This window comes from Streptomyces sp. CBMA156 (genome assembly GCF_014596515.1).
GTDB lineage: Bacteria > Actinomycetota > Actinomycetes > Streptomycetales > Streptomycetaceae > Kitasatospora.
The window spans coordinates 1-25,071 of record NZ_MSJQ01000047.1 but is presented as its reverse complement, the minus strand read 5'-3'; the positions used below and the strand labels follow the sequence as shown (position 1 = coordinate 25,071).

At 73.0% G+C, this 25,071-nt stretch carries 20 protein-coding genes and 1 tRNA gene; 11 read left to right on the top strand and 10 right to left on the bottom strand.

Features of this window, described 5'->3' with window-relative positions; genetic code table 11:
- Nucleotides 1–57: 57 nt before the first annotated feature.
- The 3 genes from BU198_RS03490 to BU198_RS03480 form a co-directional block, all read right to left on the bottom strand.
- A complete protein-coding gene (locus BU198_RS03490; RefSeq protein ID WP_188295329.1) occupies nucleotides 58–2,184 on the bottom strand; it encodes a glycosyltransferase family 2 protein in 2,127 nt (708 codons plus the stop codon).
- 575 nt (nucleotides 2,185–2,759) lie between these two features.
- Nucleotides 2,760–3,485: a 3-oxoacid CoA-transferase subunit B gene (locus tag BU198_RS03485; protein WP_188295328.1), complete on the bottom strand. Its 726-nt coding sequence runs from the start codon at nucleotides 3,483–3,485 to the stop codon at nucleotides 2,760–2,762.
- Between the two features lie 4 nt (nucleotides 3,486–3,489).
- On the bottom strand, nucleotides 3,490–4,251 hold the full coding sequence (locus BU198_RS03480) for a CoA transferase subunit A (protein WP_188295327.1): 762 nt from the start codon (nucleotides 4,249–4,251) through the stop codon (nucleotides 3,490–3,492).
- A gap of 516 nt (nucleotides 4,252–4,767) precedes the next feature.
- On the opposite strand from BU198_RS03480, the gene BU198_RS03475 reads away from it, so the two are divergent.
- The 6 genes from BU198_RS03475 (at nucleotide 4,768) to BU198_RS03450 (ending at nucleotide 10,837) form a co-directional block, all read left to right on the top strand.
- A complete protein-coding gene (locus BU198_RS03475) occupies nucleotides 4,768–6,039 on the top strand; it encodes a substrate-binding domain-containing protein (RefSeq protein ID WP_188295326.1) in 1,272 nt (423 codons plus the stop codon).
- Between the two features lie 65 nt (nucleotides 6,040–6,104).
- Nucleotides 6,105–6,860: an ABC transporter ATP-binding protein gene (locus tag BU198_RS03470; RefSeq protein WP_411293133.1), complete on the top strand. Its 756-nt coding sequence runs from the start codon at nucleotides 6,105–6,107 to the stop codon at nucleotides 6,858–6,860.
- Nucleotides 6,861–6,916: 56 nt separating this feature from the next.
- Nucleotides 6,917–7,732 carry an ABC transporter ATP-binding protein gene (locus tag BU198_RS03465; protein ID WP_188295342.1) on the top strand — a complete coding sequence of 272 codons (816 nt, stop codon included), beginning with the start codon at nucleotides 6,917–6,919 and terminating at the stop codon, nucleotides 7,730–7,732.
- The gene (locus tag BU198_RS03460) at nucleotides 7,732–8,598 is read left to right on the top strand and encodes a branched-chain amino acid ABC transporter permease (protein ID WP_074005092.1); all 867 of its coding nucleotides are present in this window, start codon (nucleotides 7,732–7,734) and stop codon (nucleotides 8,596–8,598) included. Before BU198_RS03465 ends, BU198_RS03460 begins: the two co-directional genes overlap by 1 nt.
- Nucleotides 8,599–8,807: 209 nt before the next feature.
- Entirely contained in the window at nucleotides 8,808–9,935 is a 1,128-nt protein-coding gene (locus BU198_RS03455) for a branched-chain amino acid ABC transporter permease (protein ID WP_411293135.1), read from the top strand.
- Nucleotides 9,932–10,837, top strand: a complete 906-nt coding sequence (locus BU198_RS03450) for an alpha/beta fold hydrolase (protein WP_188295324.1) — start codon at nucleotides 9,932–9,934, stop codon at nucleotides 10,835–10,837. Before BU198_RS03455 ends, BU198_RS03450 begins: the two co-directional genes overlap by 4 nt.
- Nucleotides 10,838–10,933: 96 nt before the next feature.
- Here BU198_RS03450 and BU198_RS03445 read toward each other — a convergent pair whose 3' ends face one another.
- Entirely contained in the window at nucleotides 10,934–12,211 is a 1,278-nt protein-coding gene (locus tag BU198_RS03445; RefSeq protein WP_188295323.1) for a hypothetical protein, read from the bottom strand.
- 442 nt (nucleotides 12,212–12,653) lie between these two features.
- Nucleotides 12,654–13,241, bottom strand: a complete 588-nt coding sequence (locus tag BU198_RS03440; RefSeq protein WP_317619947.1) for a DedA family protein — start codon at nucleotides 13,239–13,241, stop codon at nucleotides 12,654–12,656.
- A 643-nt stretch (nucleotides 13,242–13,884) separates the two neighbouring features.
- On the opposite strand from BU198_RS03440, the gene BU198_RS03435 reads away from it, so the two are divergent.
- Complete coding sequence (locus BU198_RS03435; RefSeq protein WP_188295321.1) at nucleotides 13,885–14,976, top strand: LLM class flavin-dependent oxidoreductase; 1,092 nt, start codon at nucleotides 13,885–13,887, stop codon at nucleotides 14,974–14,976.
- Between the two features lie 73 nt (nucleotides 14,977–15,049).
- On the opposite strand, the gene BU198_RS03430 is transcribed toward BU198_RS03435, so the two are convergent.
- Both BU198_RS03430 and BU198_RS03425 read right to left on the bottom strand, forming a co-directional pair.
- Nucleotides 15,050–17,158, bottom strand: a complete 2,109-nt coding sequence (locus BU198_RS03430) for a putative bifunctional diguanylate cyclase/phosphodiesterase (protein WP_317619941.1) — start codon at nucleotides 17,156–17,158, stop codon at nucleotides 15,050–15,052.
- A gap of 417 nt (nucleotides 17,159–17,575) precedes the next feature.
- The gene (locus BU198_RS03425) at nucleotides 17,576–18,001 is read right to left on the bottom strand and encodes an OsmC family protein (protein ID WP_188295320.1); all 426 of its coding nucleotides are present in this window, start codon (nucleotides 17,999–18,001) and stop codon (nucleotides 17,576–17,578) included.
- Nucleotides 18,002–18,281: 280 nt separating this feature from the next.
- Between BU198_RS03425 and BU198_RS03420 the strand changes: the two genes are divergently transcribed.
- Together BU198_RS03420 and lepB are read left to right on the top strand one after the other, a co-directional pair.
- Nucleotides 18,282–18,617, top strand: a complete 336-nt coding sequence (locus tag BU198_RS03420) for a chorismate mutase (RefSeq protein WP_188295319.1) — start codon at nucleotides 18,282–18,284, stop codon at nucleotides 18,615–18,617.
- A gap of 134 nt (nucleotides 18,618–18,751) precedes the next feature.
- A complete protein-coding gene (gene lepB, locus BU198_RS03415; protein ID WP_188295318.1) occupies nucleotides 18,752–19,528 on the top strand; it encodes a signal peptidase I in 777 nt (258 codons plus the stop codon).
- Here the strand turns inward: lepB and BU198_RS03410 are convergent.
- The 3 genes from BU198_RS03410 to BU198_RS03400 all read right to left on the bottom strand — a co-directional run bounded on the left by BU198_RS03410 (nucleotide 19,491) and on the right by BU198_RS03400 (nucleotide 23,578).
- Nucleotides 19,491–20,609, bottom strand: a complete 1,119-nt coding sequence (locus tag BU198_RS03410; protein ID WP_223243875.1) for an EamA family transporter — start codon at nucleotides 20,607–20,609, stop codon at nucleotides 19,491–19,493. The genes lepB and BU198_RS03410 overlap by 38 nt on opposite strands.
- A gap of 211 nt (nucleotides 20,610–20,820) precedes the next feature.
- Entirely contained in the window at nucleotides 20,821–23,280 is a 2,460-nt protein-coding gene (locus tag BU198_RS03405) for a transglycosylase domain-containing protein (RefSeq protein ID WP_223243874.1), read from the bottom strand.
- A gap of 224 nt (nucleotides 23,281–23,504) precedes the next feature.
- A tRNA-Lys gene (locus BU198_RS03400) sits at nucleotides 23,505–23,578 on the bottom strand.
- A 122-nt stretch (nucleotides 23,579–23,700) separates the two neighbouring features.
- On the opposite strand from BU198_RS03400, the gene BU198_RS03395 reads away from it, so the two are divergent.
- Both BU198_RS03395 and BU198_RS03390 read left to right on the top strand, forming a co-directional pair.
- Nucleotides 23,701–24,579, top strand: a complete 879-nt coding sequence (locus BU198_RS03395; protein WP_411293132.1) for a DUF998 domain-containing protein — start codon at nucleotides 23,701–23,703, stop codon at nucleotides 24,577–24,579.
- The coding region (locus BU198_RS03390) for an alpha/beta fold hydrolase (protein ID WP_188295317.1) at nucleotides 24,576–25,071 on the top strand (496 nt) is incomplete at its 3' end. The genes BU198_RS03395 and BU198_RS03390, both read left to right, overlap by 4 nt.

Genomic DNA, 25,071 nt, shown 5'->3' with positions numbered 1-25,071 from the left:
GGTTCGGACGGCTGTTCTGCTCGGGCGGCTGTCCGGTTCGGCGCTGTGCCGTTCCGTTCAGTGGGAGGGCGTGCGGTTCCCGGTCCGGTCGGGTGCGGGCGGGGTGAACGACGGCGGTGGCGCGGTCCGTACGGGCTGTGCGGCCCGGCGGTCGCGGGCGTGGCGCGGGCGGCGCTTCTCCAGGAGGACCGCCGGGGTCGCCGTCGGGCCGCCGGTGACGGTGAGGGTGGCGGTGGGGCGGGTCCTGCGACGGCGGACGGCGTCGCCGGCCGTGATCAGGACCGGCAGGAGGGTGAACAGCAGGGCGATCCAGGCCCAGGCGCGCATGGCGGCGTGGTCGTAGCCGGTGAAGTAGGAGGCGGTGATCGCGCCGCCGAACACCAGCGTCCAGAACAGGTGGAAGCGGAAGGCACCGAGGCGGTCGGTGCTGGCCGAGCGGCCCTTGGGCGTCACCACGAAGCGGCTGCGGCGGCGCACGAGTGCCTGGAGCAGCGAGGCCGCGTAGACCGGGCCGCAGAGCGCCGACATCACCATGCCGGCCACCCCGGAGGAGCCGGCCGGCTCGTGCGGGCTCACGTTGTGCTTGCGGTTCCAGGTGTAGAGCAGGAGCTGGAGGGCGGCGGCGTCGCTGTAGAGCATCATCCAGATCTCCGAGGAGACGTGCACGCCCGAGGCACCGAAGCCCAGGTAGAGGACGCTGGACAGGCCGCCGAGCAGCCAGGTGAGCGCCGCCATCGGGTAGAAGCCCACCATCAGCGAGTAGTTGAGCAGCCGCCCGGGCGACAGCTGCCACAGCACCCGCCAGTACTGGGTGAGCAGGGTCTCGTAGGTGCCGCGGCTCCAGCGCAGTTGCTGGGAGAAGAAGTCGGTCCAGGACGACGGGCCCTCGCCGACCGCGAGCACGTCCGGGGTGTACACGGACTTCCAGCGTTCTCCGGTCTCCGGGTTCCGGCTCCGGTGGAACTCCAGACCGGTCGCCATGTCCTCGGTGATGGAGTCGGACAACCCGCCGATCGACTGGAGTGCGCGGATTCTGACGGCGTTGTTGGTGCCCACGAACATGGGCGCGCCGTAGCGGTTTCCGGCGCGTTGGATGAGGGCGTGGAAGAGGTACTGCTGGCTCTCGGAGAATTTGGTGACGGCCGAGCCCGAGCTCCGGTAGTTCCCGTACACCTGGGGGCCGACCACGAATGCCACGTCGGGGTCGCGGAAGTAGCCGAGCATCCGCTCGCAGAAGTCCGGCAGCGGAACGTGGTCGGTGTCCACGGACACCCAGAACTCGTAGTCGTCGCCGTGGGCCTGGAGCCAGGCGTTGTAGTTGCCGTGCTTGGTCCCGGCGCGGAACCGGCCCTTCGGCCGGTTCCAGTGCGGCCGGCCGGCGCGGCTGAAGTGGCGCACGCCCAGTTCGGCGCAGAGCTCCTGCATTGCAGGATCGTTTCCCTCGTCCAGCAGCCAGACGTCGTACGGTCCGTCGTGCCGCACGGCGCGGGCCGCGGCCAGCGTGGCCCGGACCATCTCCGGCGGCTCCTTGCCCGGCACGCAGGTGGTGAGGAAGGCGACCCGGGTGCCCGGCACCGGTGTCACCGGGATCGGATCGCGGGCGACCAGCGTGGCGTGGGTGTTGGAGACGACGTTGACCAGCCGGAACACCTCGACGACGGCGATGATGCCGATCATCACCTTGTCGCCGAGGAGCACCAGGGTGTTGGTCTCGTCGATCCGCTCGGGCCAGTGCTCCGGCAGCAGCAACCAGACCAGCAGCACCACCTCCACCACGGGAGCGGCCATCAGCAGCAGGGCGGCGCGGATCCGGTGCGGCTCGCGGCGCAGCAGGCTGCGGTAGCGGACGCGGTACGGGGGTTCCGTGGGCGGTGGTTCATGGGAAGCGGCCGAGGGGGCGGTTGCGGGGACGGGAGCTGGGGCCGGGGCTGGGGCGTACGAGGTTGCCGGGGCGGGTTCGTACGAGACGGCCGGGTCGGGCCAGTAGACGCCGCCGCCGAGGTCGTCGTCCTCGTCCGGGTCGTGTGCCGGGCCGGCGAGACGGCTGAAGTGGCCGTAGTCGTACGGGGCTTCGGGTACGGCTACGGTGCTCAGGACGGCCTCGTCCAGCTGCCCTTCACCTCGTCCGTCACCTCGCCCGTGGGCCGTTCCGACGCCCTTTCGTCGTGAGAACGGCGTGCTCATAGCTGCTCCCCCCGGAGTTCGCGCCTTGCTTCACTCGCTCGGCTTCTGCGTGGGCTTGCCTCGACTCGGAGCCGGCCGGGTGGAACCAGGTGGAACCGGCGAGAACGCGGCCCGGGGAACCATGCTTCTCAGGCGGTTTCCGGGCGGTCCGGCACGTCCAGCGTGTGCGACCGGTTCGGTTGTGCGCGGGTACGGCGGCCTCGAATCCGGGATCCCGATGCTTTTCCAGCTTCCCCTCCGGACACGTCGGGATCCTCGACTTCCTCAACTCTCCCTGAGCGCAACGGTGATCGCAACCAATCCGGGCGATCACCGTCGTCCAGGCATGAAGATGCCACGGTTCCCGGCCGATCTGGCGGGTGTTGGTGCTATTGCGGCGAATTCGCCCTGCCCGGCCGATCCGCGTTACCCGGCGGAGGCCGGATGGTGGAGCGGGGGTGGTGCCGAGGGGGTGACGGCGAGGGGCGCCGGAAGGGGGATGGCGGCGAGGGGGTGGAAGGAGGAGCGCGGCGAGGGGCAGCGGGACGGCCGGACCGCCCCGGGGCGATCCGGCCGTCCGTACGGGGCCTGGCTGGTCAGAGCGGAGGCAGCAGGGCGGCGCCGGTCGCCGCCTGGACCTCGGCGAACCCCACGCCCGGGGCCGTCTCCACCACGCGCAGCCCCTCCGGGGTCACGTCGACCACCGCGAGGTCGGTGACGATCCGGTCCACAACTCCCCGTCCGGTAGCCGGAAGTGACAGCTCCTCGACGATCTTCGGTGAGCCGTCGCGGGCGGTGTGCTCCATCACCACGATCAGCCGGCGGGCGCCGTGCACCAGGTCCATCGCGCCGCCCATGCCCTTGACCATCTTGCCGGGGATCATCCAGTTCGCGAGGTCCCCGGCGGCGGAGACCTGCATCGCGCCGAGCACCGAGACGTCGATCCGCCCGGCCCGGATCATGCCGAAGGAGAAGGCGGAGTCGAAGTACGAGGCGCCGGCGGCGACCGTCACCGTCTCCTTCCCGGCGTTGATCAGGTCGGCGTGCTCGGTGCCCTCCTCCGGGTACGGGCCGACGCCGAGGACGCCGTTCTCCGAGTGCAGCACCACCTCGACGCCCGGCGGGAGGTGGTTGGGGATCAGCGTCGGCAGGCCGATGCCCAGGTTCACGTACTGGCCGTCGCGCAACTCCCGGGCGGCGCGGGCGGCCAGGGCGTTGCGCGGGTCAAGGGCGGGCGTGGGCGCGGGCGTGGGCGCGGCGGAGACGCCGGGGGTGGTCGCGGTGGGGCCGGTCGCGGTGGCGGTGATGGTCGGGGTGGGCATCGGGTCAGGCCTCCTGGAGTGCGGGGCGGACGGTCCGGCGCTCGATGCGGCGGTCCCCGGGGTCGGCCGCCACCACCCGGTCGACGTACACCCCGGGCAGGTGCACCGCGTCCGGGGGGAGTTCGCCGGGCTCGACGATCCGGTCCGCCTCGACCAGGGTGATCCGGCCGGCCGCCGCGCAGAGCGGGTTGAAGTTGCGGGCGGCGGCATGGAACACGCAGTTGCCGTGCCGGTCCGCCACCTCGGCCCGGACCAGCGTGAAGTCCGCCGTGATCGCCTCCTCCAGCAGGTACCGGCGGCCGCCGAACTCCCGGACCTCCTTCGGCGGGGAGGCCAGGGCCACCGAACCGTCCGCCGCGTAGCGCCAGGGCAGCCCGCCCTCCTCGACCTGGGTGCCGACCCCGGCCGGGGTGAAGAACGCCGGGATGCCGGCGCCGCCCGCCCGCAGCCGCTCGGCCAGCGTGCCCTGGGGGGTGAGCTCCACCTCCAGTTCGCCGGAGAGGTACTGCCGGGCGAACTCCTTGTTCTCCCCGACGTACGAGGAGGTCATCCGGGCGATCCGGCCCGCCCGCAGCAGCAGGCCCAGCCCCCAGTCGTCCACCCCGCAGTTGTTCGAGACCACCCGCAGACCGGTGGCACCGGAGTCCACCAGGGCGCCGATCAGCGTGCTCGGGATGCCGCACAGGCCGAAGCCGCCGACGGCCAGCACCGCGCCGTCGGGGATGTCCCCGACGGCGTCGGCGGGGGAGTCCAGGACCTTGTCCAAGGGATCACCTCGTGAGGAGTGGGAGGAAAGGGGGTGGGCGGGTCGACCGCGGGGCCGGCAGGCGTCCGTGAGGGCCGGGCGTCGGGGACGGGCCGGGCGTCGGGACGGCCGGGCGTCGAGGGCGAACCAGGGGTCGGGGGCGGAGCGGACATCGGGGTGGCCGGCGGGCTCGGGAACCGCGCGGAGCCCGCGGTCGGACCGGGCTGGGCTGGGGTCCTGTCCGGTCCGGACCGGGGTCGGGCACGCCGCTGGGGTGGCTGCCGCCGGACGGGCTCCGCGCCCCTCCACCGTCACCGGACACGGGCCGGGGCAGCCATGGCGGCCACCCCCATGGGTGGGCCCTGGGTCGTGGCGGCCGGCCACACCGGAGCGCCCGGGGAACGGGGCCGGGCCGACGGTATGTCGACCGGAGCCACATCCCGGCCGGGTGATGCGTCGGTCGGGCACATGTCGCCGCTCCCACCGCACACCTACGGTTCCCGCATCCACCCCGCCGCACCACAGGAGTCGGTCACCATGCGCAGCTCGACAGCCCCCTCCAGGACCGCCTCCGGCGCCCGCCTGGGCGACTCCCTGACCGGCGGCCCGGCCCGGAAGTTCGCCGCCCTCGCGGCCTGCGTCCTGCTCGCCTCGGGCTGCGCCAAGGCCGGCACGGCCGGGACGAACACGGCGGACGGTGGGGCGAAGGGCCCGATCAAGGTCGGCCTGGTGTACTCCAAGACCGGGCCGCTGGCCGCCTACGGCAAGCAGTACCTGGAGGGCTTCAAGGCCGGCCTGAGCTACGCGACCAAGGGCACCGGCGCGGTCGACGGGCACAAGATCGAGTTCGAGGAGCAGGACGACGCGGGCGACCCGGCCAAGGCGGTGTCCGCCGCCAAGGACCTGATCGGCAAGGGCCACAAGGTGCTGGCCGGTTCCACCGCCTCCGGCGTGGCCCTCCAGGTCGGCCCGATCGCCGCCCAGAACAAGGTGCTCTTCATCAGCGGCCCGGCCGCCGCCGACAAGGTCACCGGCCTGAACAAGTACACCTTCCGTTCCGGCCGCCAGTCCTACCAGGACATCAAGACCGCGGCCTCGTTCGTCGGTGACGCCAAGGGCAAGAAGGTCACCGTGCTCGCCCAGGACAACGCCTTCGGCCAGGCCAACGTGGCCGCCGTGAAGGCCCTGCTCGGTGCCGAGGGCGCGACGGTCGACCAGGTGCTCGCCCCGCCGAGCGCCACCGACCTCACCCCCTTCGCCACCCAGGCCAAGACCGCCAAGCCCGACCTGCTGTTCGTCGCCTGGGCCGGCGACACCGCCTCGGCCCTGTGGACGGCGCTCAACCAGCAGGACGTGTTCGCCGACACCAAGGTCGTCACCGGCCTCGACCTGGCCGCCTCCTACCCGCTGTTCGGCCCGGCCGGCGAGAAGATCTCCTTCCTGAACCACTACTTCGAAGGCGCCGCCGGCACCCCGGTCGAGAAGGCCATGACCGAGGCCGTCGCCTCCGCCGGAGGAAAGACCGACATCTTCACCCCCGACGGCTTCACCGCGGCGCAGATGATCGTGCACGCCGTCGAGGCGAATCACGGCTCCGCCGAGGACACTTCGGCCCTGATCAAGGCCCTGGAGGGCTGGAGCTTCGACGGGGTGAAGGGGAAGACCACGGTGCGCGCCGAGGACCACGCCCTGCTCCAGCCGATGTTCCAGGCCCGGCTCACCGGCAACGGTGCCGCCGCCAAGCCCTCGGTGGAGAAGACCCTGACCGCGGACGAGGCGGCGCCCCCGGTCGTCCCGATGGCGGGCTGATCCCGATGCCCGCCCGTACCGTCTCCACTCCTTCCGCTTCTGCCGCTCCGCCGGCGCGTTCCTCCTTGCCCTCCTCCCCGGTGCTGAGCCTGGACGGGCTCGGCTGGTCCGTCCGCGGTGTGCCGATCGTCGAGGACGTCTCCTTCTCGGTCGACGAAGGCGAGTTCATCGCGTTCATCGGGCCCAACGGCGCCGGCAAGACCTCCCTCTTCAACCTGATCTCGGGCATCTACCCGGCGAGCCACGGCCGCCTCCACCTCGACGGCGCGGACATCACCGCCGAGCCGGTGCACGCCAGGGCCCGGCGCGGGCTCGGACGCACCTTCCAGACCTCCTCCCTCTGGCCGGGGATGACCGTCGCCGACCACGTCCGCCTGGCCGCCCAGGCGGCGGCCGGGCCCGGTGCCTCGTACCGGCTCTGGCGCCGTGCCGACCGCTACGAGCAGCAGCTGGCCGCCACCCTGGAACGCACTGAGCTCACCCACCGCGCGGACACCCTGGCCAGTGCGCTCTCGCACGGGGAGAAGCGCAAGCTGGAGCTGGCCGTCCTGCTGGTCTCCGAGCCCCGGCTGATCCTGTTGGACGAGCCGATGGCCGGTGTCAGCGCGGAGGAGGTGCCCGCCCTCACCGAGCTGATCCGTTCCGTGCACCGCGACCTGGGCCGGACCGTCCTGATGGTCGAACACCACATGGACGTCCTGCTCGGCCTGGCCGACCGGCTCGCGGTGATGCACCACGGCACCCTGCTCGCTCTGGACACCCCCGAGGCCGTGATGGCCGATCCGACCGTTCAGCAGGCCTACCTGGGTGAGGCGTTGTGACCTCCTCTCCGTTCTCCGATCAGCGCCCCTCTCCTTCGGCGCACTCGTCCTCCTCACTGCCGTCCACTGCCGGACCCCTCCTCTCCGTCCGCGATCTGCGGGTGGTCATCGACGGGCTGCACATCCTGCACGGCGTCGACCTCGACGTGGCCCCCGCCGGGGTGACCGCGCTTCTGGGCCGCAACGGCGCGGGCAAGACCACCACCGTCAAGGCCGTCATGGGCCTGGTGCCGCGCACCGGAAGCATCCGGTTCTCCGGCGCCGAACTCTCCTCCCTTCCCACGCATCTGGTCGTTCGCCACGGCATCGGCTACGCGCCCGAGGACCGGGGGATCTTCGCCGGCCTGACCGTCGCCGAGAACCTCCGTCTTGCCGAGCGTGCCGCCGAGCGCGCCGCCGGGGGTGGGAGCGGGGCCGGTGAGCCGAACTACGCGCTCGTCCACGAGCTCTTCCCCGAACTCAAGCAGCGGGCCGGACAGTTGGCCGGGACGCTCTCCGGCGGCCAGCAGCAGATGGTGGCGATCGGCCGGACGCTGCTCAACCGCAACCGGCTGATCATCGCCGACGAGCCCACCAAGGGGCTGGCCCCGAAGATCGTCGCCGAGGTGGCCGATGTGCTGGCGCGTGCGGCCGAAGCCGTGCCCGTCCTGCTGGTCGAGCAGAACCTCGCCCTCGTCCGCCGGCTGGCCGGCACCTGCGCCGTCCTGGCCGACGGCCGTACCGCCCACCGCGGCGACACCGCCGAGCTGTTGGCCGACGAGGAGGCCGCCCGCCGCCTGCTCGGCGTCGGCTCCCGTCACCCGCTCGCGGGCGGACCCCGGCCCGGGGCCTCCCCGGCCACCCCTGTCGTCACCGCGGAGGTGAAGCCCTGATGGACACTGTCGTCCTCCTTTTCTGTACCGGACTCGGTCTCGGTGCGCTGTACTTCCTGGTCGCCTCCGGTCTGTCGCTGATCTTCGGGCTGATGGACGTGCTCAACTTCGCGCACGGCGCCCTGCTCTCCATCGGCGCGTACGCCACCTGGTGGGCCGGCGCCGAAGCCGGTCTCTCCTTCTGGCTCGCGGTGCCGTTCGGCACCCTGGTCGGGACGGCCGCCGCCGTCCTGTTGGAGCTCTTCCTGATCCGGCCGCTCTACAGCCGCCCGCGCGACCAGATCCTCGCCACTGTCGGGGTCGGGCTCGCCGTACCCGCCCTGCTGATGGGGATCTGGGGCGCGGACTCCCGCCCCTTCCCCCAGCCGGAGCTGCTGTCCGGCACCTGGCACGTGCTCGGTGCGACCGTCCCGGTCAACCGCTTCGTGCTGGTGGCTGCCGCCGCACTGTTGCTGCTCGCTCTTCGGTTGTTCCTCGCCCGCACCCGCTACGGGCTGATCGTCCGGGCCGGCGTCGAGGACCGGGCGATGGTCACCGCGCTCGGCATCGACGTCCGGAAGGCGTTCACCCTCGTGTTCGCCCTCGGAGGGGCGGCCGCCGCGCTCGGCGGCGCGCTCGGCGGCCTCTACTTCGGTTCGGTCAATCCCGGCCAGGGGACCGGCCTGCTCATCTTCGCCTTCGTCGTGGTGGTGATGGGCGGCATGGGCTCCGTGACCGGAGCCGCCGTCGCCTCGGTGGGCGTCGGTCTCGTCCAGCAGTTCGCCAACTACTACACCGGCGCCGGGCTCGGCGACCTCTCGGTCGTCGTCCTGCTCGCCGTGCTGCTTCTCGTCCGACCCCGTGGACTCACCGGGAGGCTCGCGTGAGCGCCGAAACACCGATCACGAGCACCGGTGGCCCCGCGGCCGGCCGCAGCGCCGCCGCTCCGACAGGGGGGACTGACACCAGCCCTGCCGTGACCACCATGCCGACGGAGGGGACTGACACCAGCTCCGCCGACACCACCACTGTGGCAAGGGGGACTGACACCGGCCTTGCCGAGACCCATTGTGAACACAAGGCCGCGTCCGGCGCCATCCCTCGAACGGGTGATCCAGTCACTAATCGCTGGACAGGTGTGCACAGAACGCTACGCTGGTGGCCGATCGCTCTGCTGATCACGTTCCTTGTCGCCCCCTATAGTGCGCTTCCCGTACCGGGACTGCTCGACGGCCCGCTCGGCAGCCCCGGAAGCCTCCAACTGCTCGCCCTGTGCCTGCTCTACGGGGGCCTCGCCACCGGCTACGACCTGCTGCTCGGCCGGACCGGACTGCTCTCCTTCGGCCACGCGCTCTACTTCGCGACCGGCCTCTACGCCACCGACCTCGGCATGCTGGAGCTCCGGCTTCCGTTCGTCGCCGCCGCGGTGTTCGGCGTCGCCTGCTCCGTGCTGCTGGCCCTGCTGCTCGGCTCGGTCAGCCTGCGCGTCACCGGCATCGGCTTCTCCATGGTCACCCTCGCCTTCGCCCAGGCCGGCTCGATCCTCGTCCAGCGCAACCCCGGTGGCGTCACCGGTGGCGAGGAGGGCCGCTCCGCTCCGGCCGACCTGCTGCCCTCCGGCCTGCTCGGGATCGAGAACACCGCCAACCTCTACTGGATCGCCGTCGGCTACCTGGTGCTGACGGTCGCCGCGGTCCACTGGGCGGTCAAGTCGCCGATGGGCCGGGTCTGGGAGGGCATCAAGGAGAACGAGCGCCGGGTCGAGGTGCTCGGACTGCGGCCCTACGGCTACAAGCTGGTCGCCTTCGTGCTGTCCGGCGGGCTCGCCGGACTGGGCGGGGTGGTCTACCTGTTGCTGACCGGCGGCGCCACCCCGCAGGCCGCCACCTCGGACGCCACGCTCGCGCTCCTGGTCATGGTCGTCCTCGGCGGCTCCGGCACCCGCTGGGGGCCGCTGCTCGGCGGGGTGCTGTACACCTGGGCCAGCCACCGGCTCGGCGACCTCGCCAACTCGTCGACCGTCGCCGACCTGCCCGGGGTGCTGCGCGTGCCGCTCTCCCAGCCGCTCTTCCTGCTGGGGACCCTGTTCGTCGCCGTGGTCTACCTGCTGCCCGGCGGGCTGGCTAGACTGCCTGCCCGCATCCGCGCGGTCCGGTCCGCCCGCGCCGTCCCGGCGCCGGCCGGCCTCGGAACCGCCCGCCCGACCGGAGGTACCCCCGCGTGAGCCAGTCGCCGCTGAAGCCCGAGGAGTCGACCGTCCCCGTGCCCGGTGGGGACCTGGCCGTCCTGCGCTGGCCCGCCGAGGACCCTGAGGCCCCGACGATCGTTGCGGTGCACGGCATCACCGCCAACGGCCTGGCCTGGTACGAGGTCGCCGACCGGCTCGCCGGCCGGGCGACCCTGCTCGCACCCGACCTGCGGGGCCGCGGCGCCAGCCGCTCGGTCGCCGGACCGTACGGGCTGGCCCGGCACGCCGACGACGTGGCCGCGTTGATCGGGGCGCTCTGCTCGGGCCCCGTCACGGTGGTCGGCCACTCGATGGGGGCCTGGGTCACCGCCCTGGCCGCCGTCCGGCACCCCGGCCTGGTCCGCCGCGTCCTGCTGGTCGACGGAGCGCTGACCTTCCCGCTGCCGGAGGGCGTCCACGAGGAGGACGCCCTGGCCGCGGTGCTCGGCCCCGCGCTGGCCCGGCTGTCCACGACCTTCCAGGACCGGGACGCCTACCGGGAGTTCTGGCGCGCACACCCGGCCTTCGCCGGCGCCTGGAGCGAGGGGATCGACGCCTACACCCAGCGCGACCTGGTCGGCACGGAGCCCGAACTGCACTCCTCCTGCGTGCTGGAGGCGGTACGGGCCGACGGCGCCCAGGTCCTGCTGGACGAGGACGCGGCCGCCGCCGTGCACCGGCTGCCTTGCCCGGCCGAACTGCTCTGGGCCGAGCGCGGCCTGCTCGACGAGCCGCAGGGCCTCTACGACCACGGGCGGATCGGTCTGGCCGGGCTGGACCAGGAGCGGGTGCCCGCCTCGCCGGTGCCGGACACCAACCACTACTCGATCCTCTGGGGCGGGGCCGGGGCCGACCGCATCGTCCGCAGCCTGCTCGCGGACGTCCCCACCGCCGGGTAGCGGGCCCGGCCGAGCGTCCGACCGGGACGACGCCGGCCGGCGGGGCCGAGCCCCGCCGGCCGGTGCCGGTTCCGCGTTCCTCCGCCCTTCGGCGCGTCAGCCCGCCGCGCCGAGGAAGCTCTCCCAGCCGCCCGTCGGCGCCTGGCCGACGTTCAGCGTGCGCAGCTTGCGCAGGGTGGACTGGTCCTGGACCTCCAGCCACTCGACCAGCTGCTTGAAGGAGACCAGCCGGACGTCGGGCTTGCCCGCGACGGCCTTGAGGGTCTGCTCGACGGCGTCCATGTAGATACCGCCGTTCCACTGCTCGAAGTGGTTGCCGACGAAGAACGGCGCGCGGTTGCCGTTGTACGCGCGCTCGAAGCCCGCCAGGTAGGAGTTCGCGGCCTGGGTGCGCCACTCGTCGTACATGGCCGGGTCGCCCTTGGTGCTGCCCTTGGACTGGTTGGCCAGGATGTTGTAGTCCATCGACAGGACCTGGAAGGTGTGCCCGGGGAACGGGATGGACTGCAGCGGGAAGTCCCAGACCTTGCCGTCCTGCACCTTCTGCGGCCATATCTGGAGGCCGCCCGACGAGCTGGCGTCGTACTTCCAGCCCAGCTTGGCGATGGTCGGCAGCAGCGCCTTCTGACCCTCCAGGCACGGGGTGCGGCCGCCGATGAGCTCCTTCTTGTAGTCGAAGGGGAGCGGGTCGACGTCGGTGAAGCCGGTGTTGGTCCGCCACTGGGTGACGAAGCCGATCGCCTGGTCGATCTCGCTCTGCCAGTCCTCCGGGGTCCACACGTTGACCCCGTTCTTGTCCGGACGGCTGGAGCAGAAGTGCCCGTTGAAGTGGGTCCCGATCTCGTGCCCGGCCAGCCAGGCCTGGCTGACGAGCTTGAGCGTGCTCTTCACCGCGCCGTCCGACAGGTACGGGATGTCGGAGGCGCCGACCGAGTGCTTCGGCGGGTGGTACAGGTCGGACTTGCCCTTGGGCAGGGCGTAGATGCCCGAGAGGAAGAAGGTCATCGTGGCCTTGTGCTGCTCCGCCAGCTTCAGGAAGCGGGGGAACTGGCCGTCGTCGGTGCCGCCCGCACCGTCCCAGGAGAAGACCACGAACTGCGGCGGACGCTCGCCCGGCTTGAGCTTCTCGAACTTGGGCTGGTTCGGCTGCGGACCGGTGTCCGCGTTGGAGCCGTCACCGATCGGGGTGCCCTTGGGCACCACCGCCTGGGTCGGGTCGCCGGTGCCGCCCTGGGTGCTGCTCGCGCTGCCGGGACCGGGGGAGGCGGAGCCCTGGCCAGAACCGGATCCGCCGCTGGAGCAGGCCGCGACCGCGCCGAGGGCCGCGGTCGCAGCGGTTGCACTGAGCACCGTCCTGCGCGAGATGCTGGTCATGGTCTCCCCTGGGTACCGATACCGGTGGTGAGGGCGGCCCGCAGCCGCACCGGTCAAATCGGGCAATTGATGAATATTCCGCCGTTAGCATGTCATGTCGCTGCGAAGGCAACCAAGGTCGCCGAACGCCGACGGTTCTCAACACGCCGGAAGCATCCGGCTGGGCTGCGGGGATTCGCCGACTGTTGCCGTCCTGTGACGCTTCCCGCCCCGGGTGGCCCGGTCATCACGCTACCGCCGGCCTGCCCGCCTTCCGGGGGAGTTCGTCAGCGTTCGGTCTGGTTGGTCGCTCTTTTGGGGAAACTTTTGCCCCTTGCGGAACCGGACGGTCCGAAGCCCACCCGGAGGCACAGGGCAGCGGAGCGGCCGGAACGGTCAGGTCGGAGCAAGCAGGCCGGAACGGGCAGGCCGGCAGCGGGCAGGCGAGCGCCGGGCGGGCCCGTCAGAGTGCGGCGAGCCGCCGGGTGCGGCGGATTATTCGCGCGACCGCGGTGCTGATGACGGTCGCCGCCGCACAGGAGACCACGAGGCTCAGCCAGGCGGTGTTGAACCAGTGGCTGTTCAGCCAGCCCAGCGTCACGATGTAGGCGGCCCAGACCAGCGCCGCCAGTGCCGACCAGTGCAGGAACCGGTGCGGATGGGCGGGGGAGTGGCCGATGGCCAGGTCGAGGACGGTCCGCCCGGCCGGTACGAACCGCGCGATCACCACCATCGCCGCCGCGGCGCCGTGGGGGCGCTCGATCAGGGCTTGTTGGACCCGGGTCACGCTGGCCGCCAGTTGCGGGCGCCGGGCGAGCCGGCGGTGCAGCATCGGGGCGCCGCGCCGGGCCAGGTTGAGCAGCAGGAGGTCGCCCAGGAAGGAGGCCACCGCCACGCCCAGCGCGAGCATCAGGGGCGCGCCGTCGATCTGCGACGTCTTGAGCACCGCCAGGATGACCAGCGTCCCGCTGGGGATGAACGGCAGGAGGGCGTCTCCGAGCACGGCGACGAGCGCCAGCGCGCAGATCCACGAGGATCCGATCGCCGCCACGAAGTTCAAGGCCCTTTACTCCCTCCACGCCGCCCGAGGGAGCAGGTGGCTGCTGGGGTCAACGCTAGCGCCTTGACTTTTCATGCCATGAAGCACCCCGGTATGCCGTGGATCACGGACGCCGAATCCGGCCGGACTCCGCCGTGGCGGATCGGGTGCGCGGGGCGGCCGGGGCGGGGGCCGGCCGCCTGGCGGAGGGGCGTCGTGCCTGGTGCGAGAAGCGAACGAGCCCCCGGGGCGGGGTGCCGCGCCGAGGGCTCGCAGTGATCGTCCGGAGCTGGTCCAGCCCGACGATCTTGCTGGTGGAGCGCGGGTCCCCGCTCGGTGACCCGCTCCCTGACTCCAGCCTGCCGGACTCCGGCCCCCTGCCGCGAGACCTGGCGCTGGCGACTTCCGGCGCTGGCGGGAAGTCGCCAACCGTGTTCGCCCGCTGGCTCTCCGTCAGCCGGACGACCGGGTCGGACTCCCGTACGAAATGGCCGAAACCCATCCGGACCGTGGCCGGACGACTTCCGGGACGCGGGAACAGCGAGCCGGCGGCCGTGGTTGACCCCGGTCGTCGAGCAGATCGACCGGCGGGCCGACCGAGCCCGCGCGGTCACCCACGAAGGCCGGCTCGAAGACAACCAGGAGGGCGGACGGCATGACCACCGAGGACCAGCAGGAGCGCGGGACGGGGCCGACGGCCGGCGCGGCGATCCGGGGCACCGCCCGCGGAACGGCACCCGCTCCGCTCTCGATCCTCGACCTGGCCACCGTCGGCGTCGGCCACACGCCCGCCGAGGCCCTCACCGCCACCACCGAGCTGGCCCGCAAGGCCGAGCAGTGGGGCTACCACCGCTTCTGGGTGGCCGAGCACCACGGCATGCCCGGAGTGGCCAGCTCCACCCCCGCCGTCCTGCTCGCCCACCTCGGGGCCAACACCACCACGCTGCGGCTCGGCTCCGGCGGCGTCATGCTCCCCAACCACGCCCCGCTCGCCATCGCCGAGCAGTTCGGCCTGCTGGAGGCCCTGCACCCCGGGCGGATCGACCTCGGACTCGGCCGCGCCCCCGGCACCGACCCGGCCACCGCCCGGGCGCTGCGCCGCGGCCTCACCGAAGGCGCGGACGACTTCCCGCAGCAGCTCGCCGAGCTGACCCACTTCCTCGACGGCGACTTCCCGGACGGCCACCCGTACGCCCGGCTGACCGCCGTGCCCAAGGGCGAGGCCCGCCCGCCGGTCTGGCTGCTCGGCTCCTCCGGCTTCAGCGCCCAGCTGGCGGGCCGGCTCGGCCTCCCGTTCGCCTTCGCCCACCACTTCAGCAGCGCCAACACCATCCCGGCGCTCGACCTCTACCGGTCGTCGTTCCGCCCCTCCGCGGTGCTCGCCGAGCCGTACGCGCTGATCGGCGTCAGCGCGGTGGCCGCCGACGACGAGCCCTCGGCCCGCCGTCTCGCCCGCTCCGCGGCCCTCGGCATGCTCCGCCTGCGGCGCGGCAACCCCGGCCCGATCCCCACCCCGGAGGAGGCCGAGCAGTACCCGTACAGCCCGGTCGAGGCGGACTTCATCGACAGCTGGCTCGACAACGTCGTGCTCGGTGACCCGGGCCGGGTCGCCGACGGGCTGGAGGCCCTGCGCAAGCGGACCGGTGTGGACGAGCTGATGGTCACCTCGCACATCCACGGGCACGAGGCCCGCCTCCGCTCCTACGGCCTGATCGCCGAGGCGTACGGCCTGACGGCCACCGCCTGACCGCCCCGGAGGGTCGCGAACGGCCCTGTCCCGCCGCTACCGGCGGTCGCGAACCGCCCCGCCTCCCGCGCCGCTACCGGCGGTCGAGGGCGGGGCCGCCGTCGCGGAGTATGGCCGCGACCAGTTCGGCCTCGCCGGGGCGGGCGAAGTACCAGCCCTGGGCGGTGTCGCAGCCGGTCAGCCGCAGGCGCTCGGCCTGGGCGGCGCTCTCGATGCCCTCGGCGGTGACGGTCAGCCCGAGGGTGTGGGCCAGCTGCACCATCGCGCCGACGATCTGCTCGTCCGCGTCGCTGCGGCGGGAGCCGAGCTCGGGGAGGCCGGGCCGGTCCGCCGCGGCGGGCTCCCGGAAGCCTTCGATGAAGGTGCCGTCGAGCTTGAGCACGTGCACCGGCAGCCGGGAGAGGTAGGCCAGGTTGGAGTAGCCGGTGCCGAAGTCGTCGATCGCGATCCGCACGCCCATGTCCGCGAGTGCCTGGAGCGCCTGGAGGGGGCGTCCGCCGGGGCCGAGCAGGGCGCTCTCGGTGATCTCCAGCTGGAGGAGCCCGGCCGGCAGCCCGGTGCGTTCGAGGACGCGGGCGACGTCGGCCACGATGTCGGAGTCCCAGATCTGGCGGGCGGCCAGGTTGACGCTCACGAAGGTCTCGGTCTCGGGGAACTCGGTGAGCCACTGCCGGGCCTGGCGGCAGGACTCCTCCAGCACCCAGGTCCCGAGCGGCACGATCGCGCCGGTCTCCTCGGCGAGCGGGATGAAGCGGTCCGGGGAGAGCGTCCCGTAGCGGGGGTGGCGCCAGCGGACGAGTGCCTCCGCGCCGTGCACGGTGCCGTCGGCCAGACCGACCAGCGGCTGGTACTCGATGGTGAACTCGCCGCGCTCCAGGGCCGGGCGCAGCGCGGTGGCGAGCAGCTGCCGGGTGAGCTGGTGGGCGCCGCGGTCCGGGTCGTAGAGCGTCCAGCGGGCGCGGCCGTCGGCCTTGGACCAGTAGAGCGTGGCGTCGGCGTCCTTGACCAGGTCGGTCGGGGTGGTCTCGTGCACGGACCGTTCGACCACGCCCACGCTCGCGGTGATCACCAGCCGGTGCCCGGCGACGTCGAAGGGACGTTCCAGCACCTCCAGGATCCGGGCGGCCAGCTCGGTCAGCTGCTCGCTGCCCAGGCTGTCGGTGACCAGGACGGCGAACTCGTCGCCACCCATCCGGGCCACCAGGTGGGTGTCGTGCCCGTCGAACCCGCGCCGCAGCCGGGTGGCGACGGCGGCCAGCAGCTGGTCGCCGATGTGGTGGCCGAGCGCCTCGTTGATCGCCGCGAAACCGTCGAGGTCCAGGTAGCAGACCCCGACCCGGCGGTCGTCCGGGGCTCCGCCGGGGGCGGGCTCGTCGGCCGGCGCGAGGCAGGCGGCGTCGAGCCGTTCGAAGAAGTAGGCCCGGTTGGGCAGCATGGTCAGCGGGTCGTGCAGGGCCTGGTACTCCAGCCGGTCGCCGAGCCGGCGCTGCTCGGTGATGTCCTCCACCAGCGCCAGGGTGTAGAGCGGCTCCCCGGCGCCGTTCCGGATCAGCGAGACGGTGAGCTTGCTCCAGACGGTGTGGCCCTCGCGGTGCTTGAGCTGCTTCTCCACGCGGAACCGTTCCCGCTCCCCGCGGACGAGTTCGGAGAAGAGCCGGTCCGGCATGCCCTCGGGGTCGATGATCTCGTGCAGGTGGGTGCGGACCAGTTCGCCGACGCCCCGTCCGATCAGGCCGGCGAAGGCGGGGTTGACCTCGATGATCCGGTCCTCGGGATCGATCAGGGCCATGCCGATGACGGCGTCGCAGAAGGCGGCCCTGAACCGGGACTCGCTGGCCCGCAGTGCGGCCAGCAGCCGGTCGGCCCCGCCCTCGGCCCTGCTGATGCCGCCGTCGGTCCTGCCGATGCCGCCGCTCGTCCGGTCGGCGCCGCTGAGGGCTCCCCGGTGACCGTTGCCGGTGAGCGGGGCCGAGCAGGTGGGGCAGAGCAGCAGCTCGGGTTCCGCCAGCGTTCCGCGGGCGCTGAGGGCGGCGACGGAGCCGATGGCCGATTCGATGGCCGAGCCGGGGGACGAGCCGGCGGCCGGTTCCAGGACCGGCGCGGTGAGGTGGCGGTGGCGTGCTGGTTCCTCGTGCCGCACGCCCGGGTGGTGTGCGTCGGCCCCCTCGTTCTGGCCCGGCACGGCATGCTCCCGTCCGCTGCTGACGCTTGACGATGGTCCGGCCGGCCAGTCGGGACCCGGTGGCCGGCTCCGCACTCTGTCGCGGTCCTCGGAGCCGGTCCGCTGCGGGGCCGCCCGCCGTGGGGCGCTGGCGTGCGGAGACCCGCCCGAAGGACAGGGCGCTGCGGCCGATCATAGGCCGCGACGGCAACACGCGGTGACCGCCGCCAGGGTGATTCGCCCGCTTTGTGATCATGTGCGGCGATACGTTCAGACGCCCCCGGTGCACATCACATGATGTACACCGGGGGCGCGTGCGCCGAAGCCGCGCCCCTGGGCGCCGGTCGCGCGCCGGAAGTGGAACGGAGCGGGCCGGGAGTCGGGGGGCGATCGGACGGCGCAGGAGAAGGGGAGGGGCGGTGGCGGGGGAGGGGCGGCTCAGGCCAGCGAGGCCGAGAGGGTGATGGTGGTACCGGTCAGGGCCTGGCTGACCGGGCAGTTGGCCTTGGCGTCCTCGGCGGCCTTCACGAAGCCGGCCTCGTCCAGTCCGGGGACCTCGCCGACGACGGTCAGGTGGATTCCGGTGATGCCCGTGCCGGGCTGGAAGGTCACGTCCGCCCGGGTGGTCAGCCTGGCGGGCGGGGTGCCGGCGCCGCTCAGACCGTGTGAGAGGGCCATCGAGAAGCAGGCGGAGTGGGCGGCCCCGATGAGCTCCTCGGGGCTGGTCTTGCCGTTGGGCGCCTCGGCGCGGGCCGGCCAGGAGACGGGGTACTCGCCGATCCCGGAGGATTCAAAGGTCACCAGGCCCTTGCCGTCGAGGAGGTTGCCCTCCCATTCGGTGCGGGCGGTGCGGGTAGTTGCCACGATCGGGTCCTCCGGTGCTGAGGGAGTGTTCGAGCGGTCACTTTCGGTCATGCGGACCCCAGCCTACGGGCAGATCCCCTCCCGGTCAGCCGTGTCACACCCGCGGTGGCCGGGCGGAGCGGAGCCGGGTGGAGGCGGCCGGTCCGGGACCGCCGTCCGGATCGTGGACGGTTCCGTCGGACGGTGCGGGGCCCGGGCGGGGGCCCTGTTAGATTTGCCCGGGCCCGAGCCCGGCCGCAGTACGGTCGGGCGCCCACCGCAGACACCGGGAGCCGCCCCGATGACGGACCACTCCACGACCCCCGACGCCGGCCTGCCCACGGGGATCGACGACGCCGTACGGGCCGAGCTGACCAGCCTGCGCGAGAGCATCGACAACATCGACGCCGCGGTGGTCCACATGCTGGCCGAGCGCTTCAAGGCGACCCAGCGGGTCGGCCGGCTCAAGGCCGAGCACAAGCTGCCGCCGGCGGACCCCGCCCGCGAGCGGGACCAGATCAAGCGGCTGCGGGAGCTGGCGGCCGGGGCGAAGCTGGACCCGGTCTTCGCGGAGAAGTTCCTGAACTTCATCATCGCCGAGGTCATCCGCCACCACGAGGCCATCGCCCGCTCCTGAGGCGCGGAGCGACTCCCCCGGAGCGGACCCGGGCCGCCCGGGCATGTCGGGGGCGGCTAAATGCCCGATTTCGTCAGGCTCTCCGGGTGGCGTAGCGTGCAGGTTTCCCCAGCCGGAGAGGTGGAGCAGCGACGATGGCGGTGAACCTGCCCGAAACGCCCGGTGGAGCCCCCAGCGATTCCGCTGTCCGGCCCACCCCCGGCGGCCGCGCCGAGGCCCGCCGTCAGGGCCGCGGCTCGCGCGGCCGCAAGGCCCGCCGCCCGGGCCGGCGCCCCCGGCCGTGGTGGATCGAGCTGCCGGTCATGGCGGCGGTCGGGCTGCTGGTCGCGCTGCTGATCAAGACCTGCCTGTTCCAGGTGTTCACCATCCCGTCCGGCTCGATGGAGAACACCCTGCGGATCGGCGACCGGGTCGGCGTGAACAAGCTGGCGCCGCTGACCGGCTGGGAGCCGGAGCCGGGGCAGCCGGTGGTGTTCAAGGACCCGGGGGGCTGGCTGCCGCCGCAGCCCACCGACCCGAACCCGTTCACCAACGCCGTGAGCTCGGCGCTCAGCTTCGTCGGCCTGGTGCCGCCGAAGGACGACAACTACCTGGTCAAGCGGGTCATCGCGACCGGCGGCCAGACCGTGCAGTGCGAGGGCACCACGCTGACCGTCGACGGGCGCAAGCTCGACGAGCCGTACCTGCATCCCGGGGACGACTCCTGTGCGGGGCTGGACTTCGGGCCGGTGAAGGTGCCGTCGGGCTACGTCTGGGTCGAGGGCGACCACCGCAGCGACTCGGCGGACTCCCGCTACCACCAGCACGGCCCGGGTGGCGGCGCCGTGCCGGTGGACAACGTGGTCGGCCCGGTGTCGGCCGTCGTCTGGCCGCTCAATCACTTCGACTGGTTCGGCTGGACCGGCCGCTGATCCCACGCTCGGCGGCCACCCGGTCGTGAGCCCCCGGCCCGGCAGCGCCACGCCCGGCGCCTCCGGGCCCCGCGTCCAGCTCCGCCACGTCGGCACCCTCCGCCAGTCCCGCGGTACCGCCCGCCGCCTTTCCGTACGGCGCCTTTCCGTCCGCCGTCCCGTCCCCGTCCGCCGGGGGCTTGCTCGCCTGCGCCGCGATGGCGCCGGCCAGCACCAGCAGGCCGCCCGCGATCTGCGGCATCCCGAGGTGCTCGCCGAGCAGCACCCAGGCCGTCACGGTGGCGACCACCGCCTCCAGGTTGGCCACCACCCCGGCGACCGGCGGCGAGAGGTAGCCGACCGAGATCACGCCGGTCAGGTAGGCGAGCACGGTCGCGACCAGGACCATCCACGCGGCCGGGAGGAGCGCGGGCAGGGTGTGCCCGTTCATCACCACGGACCCGCCGAGCAGGCTCCAGTCGGCCTTCCAGGGCAGGGTGAAGACGGTGAGCAGCACGGCGCCGACGATCAGCCCGTACGCGCTGACGGCCAGCGGGTCGACCGGGCGGTCGCCGCGCCGGCCGGCGTCGGCGAGCACGAAGTAGCCGACCTGGCAGCAGGCCGCGCCGAGGGCGAACAGCACGCCCAGCGCATCGAAGCTCAGGCCGTTCCAGACCTCGACCACGCAGGCCAGCCCGGCCACCGCGACGCCGGCGCCGACGGCCGCGCCCCGGCTGATCGGCTTGCGCTGGACGAACTTGACGTAGGCGATCAGCAGCGGTGGCCCGAGGTACTCGATGAGCAGGGCGACGCCGACCGGGATGCGGGAGATCGCCGCGAAGTAGCCGGCCTGGACGCCCGCCACGGCGAGCAGGCCGAAGCCGAACAGCAGGCCGGGGCGGCGCAGTACGGCGTCCCGGTGTCGCCAGGCGATCGGGAGGAGCGCCACCGCCGCCCCGGTGACCCGGAGCCACACCACGTGCAGCGGGGAGAGGCCGGCCTCGATCAGCGGCTTGGCCGCGGTGCCGGAGCCGCCGAAGGAGACGGCGGCGACCAGCGCGAGGCCGAGGCCGACGGTCCTGCGCGACGGGCGGGTGGGCAAGGCCGATGATCTGTGCACTGCCGCATTGTGACAGTCATATCGACGGTCGAGTAAGGCGCCATTCCGTCATTCGGTCCTGCCCCGAACTGTGCGCGGTGGCGCAATCACGCGACCCCGTCCGACCCGGTCACACGGCCTCGCCCGGCACGGCCGTACGACCCCGGTCAGCCCGGTCACGCGACCGGGCCGGCCGGGGTCGTACGGGCCCCGGTCAGCCTCCGGATCCGGACGAGGCACCCGTTCCGGTGAGCACGTCCGTTCCGCCCGTGGGCGGGGTGGTCGGCTGCTGGGTGGGCTGCTGGGTCGGCTGGGTGGTCGGTGTCGGCCGCGAGGTGGGCCGGGTCGGCCGGGTGGGCTGCTGGGTCGGCTGGGTGGTCGCGGGAGCCGTCGGCGCGGTGGTCGCGCCGCCGTCGGTGCCACCCGACGGGGTGTTCGAGCCCGAGCCCGAGCCCGAGCCCGAGCCCGAGCCGTCGCCCGAGCCCGAGCCGCCGCCCGGCGTCGTGGTGGGGCCGGAGCTCGGAGTACCGGTGGGCGCACTCGTCGACGGGGCGCTGTTCGGCGTGCTCGGGGCGGTCGGCAGGTCGGCGGCACCGGAGGAGTCGCCGCCGGCCGGGGTCGGGAAGTCGCTCACCGGCTGGCCCTTGAGCGCGGCCTTCATGTAGCTGGTCCAGATCTGGGCCGGGAACTGGCCGCCCGCCGCGCCGTCGATGCCGCCGACACCGCTCAGGCTGACCTGGGCACCGTTGCCCGGGTCCTGGCCGAACAGGGCGACCGAGGTGACCAGCTCGGGGGTGTAGCCCACGAACCAGACCGACTTCTGGTCGTCGGTGGTACCGGTCTTGCCCGCCACCGGACGGCCCAGCGACTTCGCTCGCCAGCCGGTGCCGCCCGGGTCGCTCACCACGCCCTGGAGCATCGAGGTGACCTGGTCGGCGGTGTCCGCGCTGATCGCCTGGGTGGTCTTGTGCGCGGGCAGCGCGACGTTCTCGCCCTCGCGGTCCACCGACTGCACCAGCCACGGGGTGATCTGCTTGCCGCCGTTGTCCAGCGTGGCGTACACGCCCGCCATGTCGAGCACGCTCGGGGTGGCCGCGCCCAGCGGGATGGAGGGCACCGGGTCGAGGCCCGGGGTGTTGCCGGGCAGGCCCAGCGCGACGCCGGTGTCCTTGACCTTCTGCAGCCCGGTGTCCTGCGCCAGCTGCGCGAACGCCGAGTTGACCGACCAGTCGGTGGCCTGCTGGAGGCTGATCTGGCCGTAGCTCTTGTCGCCCTCGTTCGGCGGCGCGTACGGGGTGCCCTTGCCGCCGCGGACCTTCCGGCCGCTGGTGCCGTCGTAGACCGTGCGCGGCGTGATGGTGCGGCCGTCCTGGGTCTTGGCGTTGTTCTCGAAGGCGGCGGCCAGCGCGATCGCCTTGAAGGTCGAGCCGGCCTGGTAGTCGCGCCGGGTGGCGTTGTCGACGTAGTGCTTCACGTAGTCGACGCCGCCGTACAGGGCGACGATCGCACCGGTCTTCGGGTCCACCGAGACGGCGCCGGCCTGGGCGGCCGCGTCCTTCTTCCGCTTCTCCGGGTTCAGGTTGTCGTGCAGCTGGGCCTGGACGGAGTCCTGGAGGGCCTGCTGGCGGGCCGGGTCGACGCTCAGCTTGATCGTGTAGCCGCCCTTGGCCAGCTCGGTCTCGTTGATCACGCCGCTGGAGGTGAGGTACTTGGTGGCCGCGTCGACCAGGTAGCCGGCCTGGCCGGACAGGCCCGGGTTGGGCTGCGGGTCACGGACCTCGGGGAAGGCGGTCCCGGCCCGCTCCTCGGCGGGGAGCCAGCCCTCCTTGACCATGCCGTCGAGCACGTAGTTCCAGCGGTTGACGGCGTTCTGCTTGCCCGCCGCGGTCGCGGTGGCGACGTCGTAGGCGCTCGGGGCGTTCAGCAGGGTGGCCAGGTAGGCGCCCTGGGCGGCGTTGAGCGCCGACGCGTCGATGCCGAAGTACGCCTGCGCGGCGGCCTGGATGCCGTAGGCGCCGCGGCCGTAGTAGGAGGTGTTCAGGTAGCCGGAGAGGATGTCGTTCTTGCTCTCGGTGGCGTCCACCTTGATGGCGATGAACAGTTCCTTCACCTTGCGGGTGATCGACTGCTTCTGGTTCAGGTACGTGTTCTTCACGTACTGCTGGGTGATGGTGGAGCCGCCCTGGGTGGAGCCGCCCTTGGCGGTGTTGATCGCGGCCCGGGCCAGGCCCTGGACGTTGACCGCGCCCTCGTTGTAGAAGTTCCGGTCCTCGGCGGCCAGCGCGGCGTGCTGGGCGGCGGGGGAGACCTTGTCCAGGGTGACGTTCTGCCGGTTGGTCTGGCCGGTGCGGGTGAGCACCGAGCCGTCCGAGTAGAGCCAGGTGTTGCTCTGGGCCGTCGCGGCGGCGTGCGCGTCCGGCACCTTCACCAGGGCGATCCCCAGCGCGAACAGTCCGATACCGAGCAGCAGCGCCGAGCCGAAGCCGAGCAGGGTCATCCGCCAGGTGGGTATCAGCCGGCGCCAGCCGGTGCGCTTCGGGCGGCGCGACTTCTTGCCGCCGGAGCCTCCGGACTTGCCGGACCCGCCGGCCGGGCCGGTGGAGCGCTTGAGCCGCTTGACCGGCCGGAGGCTTATCGACGGCGTGCGACGGCCGCTCTGGGCGTTTCTGGACAAAGCGCGGCCTTTCCTGCGAGCACCGCGAAGCGGCCTGCACGGACGGGGACATCGGCGGTTGGGGACCTTTGTCCCGATTCCGGTTTTACTGCCCTGGACGAGCAGAACGGGCCGGATGGCTCCGGCGGATCGCCAATCGAGACCGACATCACACGCAAAACGGACGTCGGAGGCCAAAAAATCAGGGAGCCTCTCGCTGTTGCGAGAGACTCCCCAACTGTCTGTGCGCCGCCAGGGACTCGAACCCCGGACCCGCTGATTAAGAGTCAGCTGCTCTAACCAACTGAGCTAGCGGCGCCTGCTGACCTGGAAAACAATACACGGTTCCGCGGGGTGCCTCGAACCGGTCCGGTCGCCACCGCCCGATCCGCCCCTTTCCGCCTGGTTGGGCTGGAGTTCGCCTCTGGTTAGGGTGGAACGGTGCCCAGCCCCCAGCCAGGACACCCCCGTGCACGATCCGGCAGGTCAGGACGCGTCGGGTCGGGACGCGGCGAGCCCGGACACCGCGCCGCGCCGGCCGCTGTCGCCGCCCTGCTGCTGCTCAGCGCCGTGGCGTACACCGCCTGGGTGCTGGAGGTCGTGCTGAGCACCGGCCTCGACCCGGTGCAGGCGTACATCAGCGAGCTCGCCGCCGAGGACCAGCCGCTGGGCGGCCTGTTCCGGGCCACCGACCTGGTCGCCGGGCTCTGCCTGCTCGCCGCCGCCGGCACCGCCCTCGCCACCGGTCGGGCCGGGGCCTCCCGGCGGAACCGCTGGGCGCTGGCCGGCTGGGCCGCGCTGGCCCTGTTCGGCGCCGCGACCGCCGCGGACTCCCGGCTGCCGCTCAGCTGCACCCCCACCAGCGACGAGATGTGCGCCGCCCGGGAGACCGCCGGGCTCGTCCCCGCCACCCACACCGCGCACGCCGTCACCAGCAGCCTCGCCATGGCCGGCGCGCTCACCGCGCTGGTCTCGCTCACCGTGGCCGCCCGGCGCTACCGCTGGTGGCCGCCGGTGCGCCGGTTCGGGCCCTGGCTGCTGGGGGCCGAGCTGCTCGCAACCGGCTGGAGCCTCGCCTCGATCGCCGCCTTCCAGGCAGGGCGCGGCACCTGGGCGCTCGGGGCCGGGCAGCGGCTCCAGGTGCTGCTGGTCGCGCTCTGGCTCGGCCTGCTGGCCCTGGGCGTCGCCCGCTCGGTCCGCCCGGCCCGCCCGGCCACGCCGAACGCGCCGGAGCGGCCGGAGGGTTCGGCCACGCCGGACGAGGAGGCCGACGGGCGGGAACGCCCGGCCGAGCCGGTCCGGGAACGGAGGCCGGCATGACCAGCCCCGACGACCCCGGCACCGGGGTGCGCTTCCTGCGCGTCGACGGCGTCCCGCTGCACGTCCGCACCGAGGGCAGCGGCCCGGTCTGCCTGCTCTCCGGCGGCCTCGGCAGCAGCTGGTTCGACTGGGACCTGGTCGTCCCCTTCCTCACGCCGTACCGCACCGTGGTCCGCTTTGACCGGCCCGGTTACGGGCTGAGCGCCGCCGAACCCGCCACCGGGCGGCCCGCGCCGACGGCGGCCGGCGAGGCCGGGCGAATACTGGCGGTGCTGGACGGCCTCGGACTGCGCGGGCCCTGCACCGTGGCCGGCCACTCGCTGGCGGGCTTCCACGTGGAGGCCTTCGCCCGGCTGCACCCCGAGCGGACCGCCGGGCTGGTGCTGGTGGACGGCAGCGTGGAGGAAGTGGCCCGCCCGTTCCCGGCGCCCGGCGCGCGCGACCTGGCGGCCCGGGCGGCGGCCCGCCTCGCCACCGCCCTCGCCGTGCCCT